We start from the raw sequence: 588 nt of genomic DNA on the forward strand, positions 1-588 counted from the left end.
GGGCTATTCAGTCGTTGGTTTATCGCGTTTCCAGTTTAACGCGGACCGGAGCGATCCCCCATTGGCCATTGGTGTGGTGCGCGCATCTGCCCCACCTTCCTCGCAGAGTTTTTCGCCCCTGCCCTAGGCTGAATCGACATTCATCGCATCCACAGCATTGCTGCGGCGAGTTGCAAGAAGCTTAGGAAGTGGGTCGCGCGGCGGTCGAAGCGTGTTGCGATGCGCCTGAAGTGCTTGAGCTTGTTGAAACAGCGCTCGATGGTGTTACGGACCTTGTAGGCCTTGAAGTCGTAAGGGATCGGCGTCTTTCGGGTTGGGTTGCAGGGGATGACCGCTTCGGCGCCCATGCTGGCGATAAGGCCGCGAAGAGCATTGGAATCATAGGCCTTGTCGGCCAATACGCGGCGCGGCGAGAGGCCTTCGAGCAGAGCCGGGGCGAGAGGTGCGTCGCCGCGCTGGCCGGGTGTGAGGATCAGCTTCAGCGGTCGGCCGAGTGCATCCACGGCCATGTGGATTTTGGTCGTCAGTCCTCCTCGGGAACGCCCCAGAGCCTGATCCCCCCTTTTTGGCCGCCGCCCTTTCCGGTGG

The 588-nt window shown here is 61.6% G+C and carries 1 protein-coding gene; it reads right to left on the bottom strand.

Annotated elements, in window-relative coordinates; translation table 11 throughout:
• Positions 1-140: 140 nt before the first annotated feature.
• On the bottom strand, positions 141-588 hold a 448-nt coding region (locus D1094_RS18445; protein ID WP_147361107.1), incomplete at its 5' end, for an IS5 family transposase.

Origin of the sequence: Colwellia sp. RSH04, from assembly GCF_003545765.1 — a bacterium.
Taxonomy (GTDB): Bacteria; Pseudomonadota; Gammaproteobacteria; order Enterobacterales; family Alteromonadaceae; genus Colwellia.